The organism is Streptomyces sp. NPDC059668 (assembly GCF_042734135.1).
In the GTDB taxonomy this organism is placed as follows: domain Bacteria; phylum Actinomycetota; class Actinomycetes; order Streptomycetales; family Streptomycetaceae; genus Streptomyces.
Window position 1 is genome coordinate 1 of record NZ_JBHWEL010000024.1, and the last position, 4,877, is coordinate 4,877.

The 4,877-nt window shown below is 71.8% G+C and carries 6 protein-coding genes; 4 read left to right on the forward strand and 2 right to left on the reverse strand.

The annotated features are described in order from the left end of the window. The 3 genes from ACFV2J_RS19060 to ACFV2J_RS19070 all read left to right on the forward strand — a co-directional run. Positions 1 to 777, forward strand: a 777-nt coding sequence (locus ACFV2J_RS19060; RefSeq protein ID WP_385439648.1) for a radical SAM protein, incomplete at its 5' end; no start/stop codon positions are given. A 7-nt stretch (positions 778 to 784) separates the two neighbouring features. Beyond that, a complete protein-coding gene (locus tag ACFV2J_RS19065) occupies positions 785 to 1,384 on the forward strand; it encodes a hypothetical protein (RefSeq protein ID WP_385096469.1) in 600 nt (199 codons plus the stop codon). Between the two features lie 258 nt (positions 1,385 to 1,642). Then, positions 1,643 to 2,335 (forward strand): demethylmenaquinone methyltransferase, encoded by a 693-nt coding sequence (locus ACFV2J_RS19070; protein WP_153289195.1) that lies wholly within the window; start codon positions 1,643 to 1,645, stop codon positions 2,333 to 2,335. Here ACFV2J_RS19070 and ACFV2J_RS19075 read toward each other — a convergent pair. Both ACFV2J_RS19075 and ACFV2J_RS19080 read right to left on the reverse strand, forming a co-directional pair. Next, positions 2,325 to 2,669: a PASTA domain-containing protein gene (locus ACFV2J_RS19075; RefSeq protein WP_385096465.1), complete on the reverse strand. Its 345-nt coding sequence runs from the start codon at positions 2,667 to 2,669 to the stop codon at positions 2,325 to 2,327. The genes ACFV2J_RS19070 and ACFV2J_RS19075 overlap by 11 nt on opposite strands. 162 nt (positions 2,670 to 2,831) lie before the next feature. Next, complete coding sequence (locus ACFV2J_RS19080) at positions 2,832 to 3,338, reverse strand: GNAT family N-acetyltransferase (RefSeq protein WP_385096462.1); 507 nt, start codon at positions 3,336 to 3,338, stop codon at positions 2,832 to 2,834. Positions 3,339 to 3,437: 99 nt separating this feature from the next. Between ACFV2J_RS19080 and ACFV2J_RS19085 the strand changes: the two genes are divergently transcribed. After that, the gene (locus ACFV2J_RS19085; RefSeq protein WP_385096459.1) at positions 3,438 to 4,733 is read left to right on the forward strand and encodes a geranylgeranyl reductase family protein; all 1,296 of its coding nucleotides are present in this window, start codon (positions 3,438 to 3,440) and stop codon (positions 4,731 to 4,733) included. Positions 4,734 to 4,877: the final 144 nt, after the last annotated feature.

Consider the following 4,877-nt stretch of genomic DNA (forward strand, 5'->3'; position numbering starts at 1 on the left):
GTCATCCACTCGCTGGGCGCCTCCGAGGTCGAGCACATGGCCCGGATCTCCAAGGTGAGCGTGGAGGAGGCCATCACCCGGATCCACCAGGCCGGCCTCGACTCCTTCGCGGGCGCCGGCGCGGAACTGCTGCCGGCGCGCCCGCGCAAGGCCATCGCCCCGCTCAAGGAGTCCGGCGAGCGCTGGCTGGAGATCATGGAGACCGCGCACGGGCTGGGGGTCGAGTCGACCTCGACGATGCTCATGGGCACCGGCGAGACCAACGCCGAGCGCATCGAGCACCTGAGCATGATCCGCGATGTACAGGACCGGACCGGCGGTTTCCGCGCCTTCATCCCGTACACGTACCAGCCCGAGAACAACCACCTCAAGGGCCGCACGCAGGCCACGCTCTTCGAGTACCTGCGGATGATCGCGATCGCCCGGCTCTTCTTCGACAACGTGGCCCACATCCAGGGCTCCTGGCTGACCACCGGCAAGGAGGTCGGCCAGCTCTCGCTGCACTACGGCGCGGACGACCTCGGCTCCATCATGCTGGAGGAGAACGTCGTCTCCTCGGCGGGCGCCAAGCACCGCTCCAACCGCATGGAGATCATCGACCTGATCCGCAAGTCCGGGCGCGTGCCCGCCCAGCGGACCACGACCTACGAGCACATCGTCGTCCACGACGACCCGGCGGACGACCCGGTCGACGAGCGGGTCATGTCCCACATCTCGTCCACCGCGATCGCGGGGGGCACCGCCCACCCGGAACTGAAGCTGCTCGCGTCCAACTGACCTCCCCATGCTGACGATCCACACCGCCGAGGGGTCGCCCGGGACCTCGGTCCTGGTCGACGGGGCCGCCGTGTCCGCCGTCGGCCCGTACGAGGAACTGGCCGCCGCCCACCCGGACGCGAAGGTACGGCGCTGGCCCGGCATCCTGACACCGGGACTCCTGAACCCGTACGGCCCCGAGCTCCTCGAAGCCACGTACCACCCGGATCCGCGCGAGGCCGAGGGCTTCGGTACCGAGCCCATCGGCGGTGAGCGGGCCCTGCGGATCTTCCGCGCGGACCCGGCACGTCTCGGCGCCAGCGCGCGGCGCGGGATCCAGCGGATGCTGGCGCACGGCACGGTCGCGGTGGCCGGGGAGCTGCGGTCACGGCCCGTGGCCGACGCGGTGCGCAGGGCGGGCCTCGCGGTGGGACGGCGGCCGGACCGGCTCCCGGGCCCGGCGGCGCTGTCCCCGGCCCCGCTGATCCTGCTGCCGGGGCTGGTGCCGGGCGGTCCCGCCCGGTTCGCGGTGTTCGACGTGGCGGACCGCGCCGAACTCGTCCGGCGCGGCGCGGGAACCTGCGTGGCGACCGTGATCGGCGGCCGGCTGGTGTACCGCGGCCGCTGATCAGGCAGGTGTCGCCGGCCCGGCCCGCGAACGCCTTCGGACCCGCCCCCGAACTCCTGTTCCGCACCACCGCGGTCGGTCTCGTGCCCTTTCCGAAAGCGGTGCCGAAGTCGCCTTGGCGCAGGCCATCCAAGCGCACCGGTGCCGAGGACCCGGCCGCCCGGAAGAGGCCGGGGCGTTCGCCTGAGTGGCCGTACGAGACCCGTGTACGGGCCGGGCGCCGCAGAGCGGTCCGTCCCGTGCTGCCACAATGGGGCCGTGACCCGCGCATCCCTGGACAAGCAGCCGCACGAAGTCGCCTCGATGTTCGACGACGTGGCGGAACGGTACGACCTGACGAACGACCTGCTGTCGCTCGGCCAGGACCGGGTGTGGCGCAGAGAGGTCGCGAAAGCGGTCGACGCGCGCCCCGCGCAGAAGATCCTGGACCTGGCGGCCGGTACGGCGACCTCGTCGCTCCCCTTCGCCCGCACCGGCGCCTACGTCGTCCCGTGCGACTTCTCGCTCGGCATGCTCCGGGTCGGCAAGAAGAACCACCCCTGGCTGCCACTGACCGCCGGCGACGCGACGAAGCTGCCCTTCAAGGACGACACCTTCGACGCGGTGACGATCTCCTTCGGACTGCGCAACGTCCAGGACACCGACACGGCGCTGAGCGAGCTGTACCGGGTGACCAAGCCGGGCGGCCGGGTCGTGATCTGCGAGTTCTCGCACCCGACCTGGGCGCCCTTCCGCACGGTCTACACCGAGTACCTCATGCGGGCGCTGCCGCCGGTCGCCCGCGCGGTGTCGTCCAACCCCGACGCGTACGTCTATCTCGCCGAGTCCATCCGGGAGTGGCCCGACCAGCCCGCCCTGGCGGAGCGACTGCGCAAGGCCGGCTGGTCGAAGGTGGCGTGGCGGAACCTGACGGGTGGCGTGGTCGCCCTGCACCGCGGCTTCAAGGCCTGACGGTTCTCAGCACCTCGAAGGGGCCACCCGGCTCGTCGAGCTCACGGCTCGCACCGCCCGACGGCGGGAGCGGCAGCCGGGGTTCACGCACCCCGGCACCCCCGTCGGCGTCACCGAGGTCGAACCACACGGTGACCACGGCACCGCGGGGGATCCCGGAGCCGGGCGGCGGGTACTGGCGTACGACGTAGTCGACGACGGTGAGCGGGAAATCGGGCCGGTCGGGCGCGGCGAGCAGCACGCCGCGCGCCTCGGCCCTCTCCCGCGCGTCCACGGCCATCAGGCCGATGAGCCGCGGTACGCGCACTTCGGGTGTCTCGGGTGTCAGGCGCACGGACGTCACCCCCCAGCGGTACCGGCAGGGTAAGCCCCGGCCGGTCCCTTGCGGAAGGCGTCAGCGGCCCCCCGCGAGCTGTCGGCGGCCCTTCACGCGAGCCGTGAGCGGCCTTCGCGCGAGACGCGCGCGGCCCCGCGTACGGCGGCCCCGCGCGATCCGTCAGAGGGTGAGCCGGTAGCAGTGCGCGGCATCCTCCCGCGTGGGATGGGCGAAGACCTCGGACAGCTCCATGCCCACGCGCCGGGTCACGGCGATCGACCGTTCGTTGGCGGGTCTGACCATGGCGACGACCCGGGCGACGCCCGCCGCCCGTACCCGTTCCAGAGTGGTCAGCGCGGCCGCGGTGACGTACCCCTTGCCCCAGTGCGCCCGTCCGAGCCGCCAGCCGATCTCGATCTCACCCCGGGGCCCCCACTCGCCCGGCCAGGGCTGCGCGCCCGTGAAGCCGAGCACCTCGCCCTCGGAGTCGACGATCGTCCACAGACAGAACCCGAGCTCGGCGTCGTGTCTCCGCTGCCGCGCGGTGAGTTCTTCGTACACGGACAACTCGGCCGCCCGGCCGCCGTGGAACTCCATGACCTCCGGGTCCGCGAAGATCCGGTGCCAGGCGAACGCGTCCTCATCGGTGGGGACACGGAGTCGGACGTCGGGGAGAGCTCGGTTCACGGGGGCAGCCCTTCAGCCAGGTCATCAGTACCGCTGCATAGACTGCCCATGTCCAGTGCCCGTCAGCACGCAGATTTCGAGTCTTGGGGAGACCCCGCCGTGACCGAGCCCCAACCCCTCTCCGAAAACACCGCAGATGTGATCGTCGTCGGGGCTGGGCCAGCCGGTTCCACGACCGCTTACTACCTGGCGAAGGCCGGACTCGACGTCCTGCTCCTGGAGAAGACCGCGTTCCCCCGGGAGAAGGTCTGCGGTGACGGACTGACCCCGCGCGCCACCAAGCAGCTCGTCTCGATGGGCATCGACATCTCCGAAGAGGCCGGCTGGCTGCGGAACAAGGGACTGCGCATCATCGGCGGCGGTGTCCGCCTCCAGCTCGACTGGCCCGATCTCGCCACGTACCCGGACTACGGGCTGGTCCGCAAGCGCGACGACTTCGACGAGCAGCTGGCGCGGCAGGCGCAGAAGGCGGGCGCGCGGCTGTTCGAGCGCTGCAACGTCGGCGCCCCGATCATCGACGACCGCACGGGCCGCATCACGGGCGTGCACGCCAAGCTCGGCGACACGGGCGAGAAGCGGGAGGTCACCTTCCACGCGCCGCTGGTCGTCGCGGCCGACGGCAACTCCACCCGGCTCTCCCTGGCGATGGGCCTGCACCGTCGTGAGGACCGCCCGATGGGCGTCGCGGTCCGTACGTACTTCACCTCTCCGCGCCACGAGGACGACTACCTGGAGTCCTGGCTGGAGCTGTGGGACCGCCGGGGTCCCGAGGACCGCCTGCTGCCCGGCTACGGCTGGATCTTCGGCATGGGCGACGGTACGTCCAACGTGGGACTCGGTGTGCTCAACACCTCCGACTCCTTCAAGGAGCTGGACTGGCGCGAGGTCCTGAAGGCGTGGTGCGCCTCGATGCCGGAGGACTGGGGCTACACGCCCGAGAACATGACCGGCCCGATCCGCGGCGCCGCCCTTCCGATGGCCTTCAACCGCCAGCCGCACTACACGAAGGGGTTGTTGTTGGTCGGCGACGCCGGCGGGCTGGTGAACCCCTTCAACGGCGAGGGCATCGCGTACGCCATGGAGTCGGGTCAGATCGCCGCGGACGTCATCGTCCAGGCCCACGCCCGCTCGACACCCTCCGGGCGTGAACTGGCCCTCCAGCGCTACCCCCGCGTCCTCAAGGACACCTACGGCGGGTACTACACCCTCGGCCGCGCCTTCGTGAAGCTGATCGGCAACCCGAAGGTCATGAAGATCGCGACGCAGCGGGGCCTGACCCACCCGCTCCTGATGAAGTTCACCCTCAAGATGCTGGCGAACCTGACGGACCCGACCGGCGGCGACGCGATGGACCGGATCATCAACGGGTTGTCGAAGGTGGCACCGAAGGCCTGATCCTTCACGGCCGGCCCGACCGTGCGCGAGTCAGCGCGAGCGGGCCCGGCCGTTCGCCCCGGCCTCCGGGGGGGGGGGCCCCGCGGGGGGGGCGCCCCGGGCGCCCGGGGGGGGGCCGGGGGGGGGGCGCGGCCGCCCCCCCCG

What these genes read in the sequence shown, in the direction of transcription:
- ACFV2J_RS19065 (WP_385096469.1), top strand. Translation starts at nt 785, where the DNA reads ATGCTGACGATCCACACCGCCGAGGGGTCGCCCGGGACCTCGGTCCTG.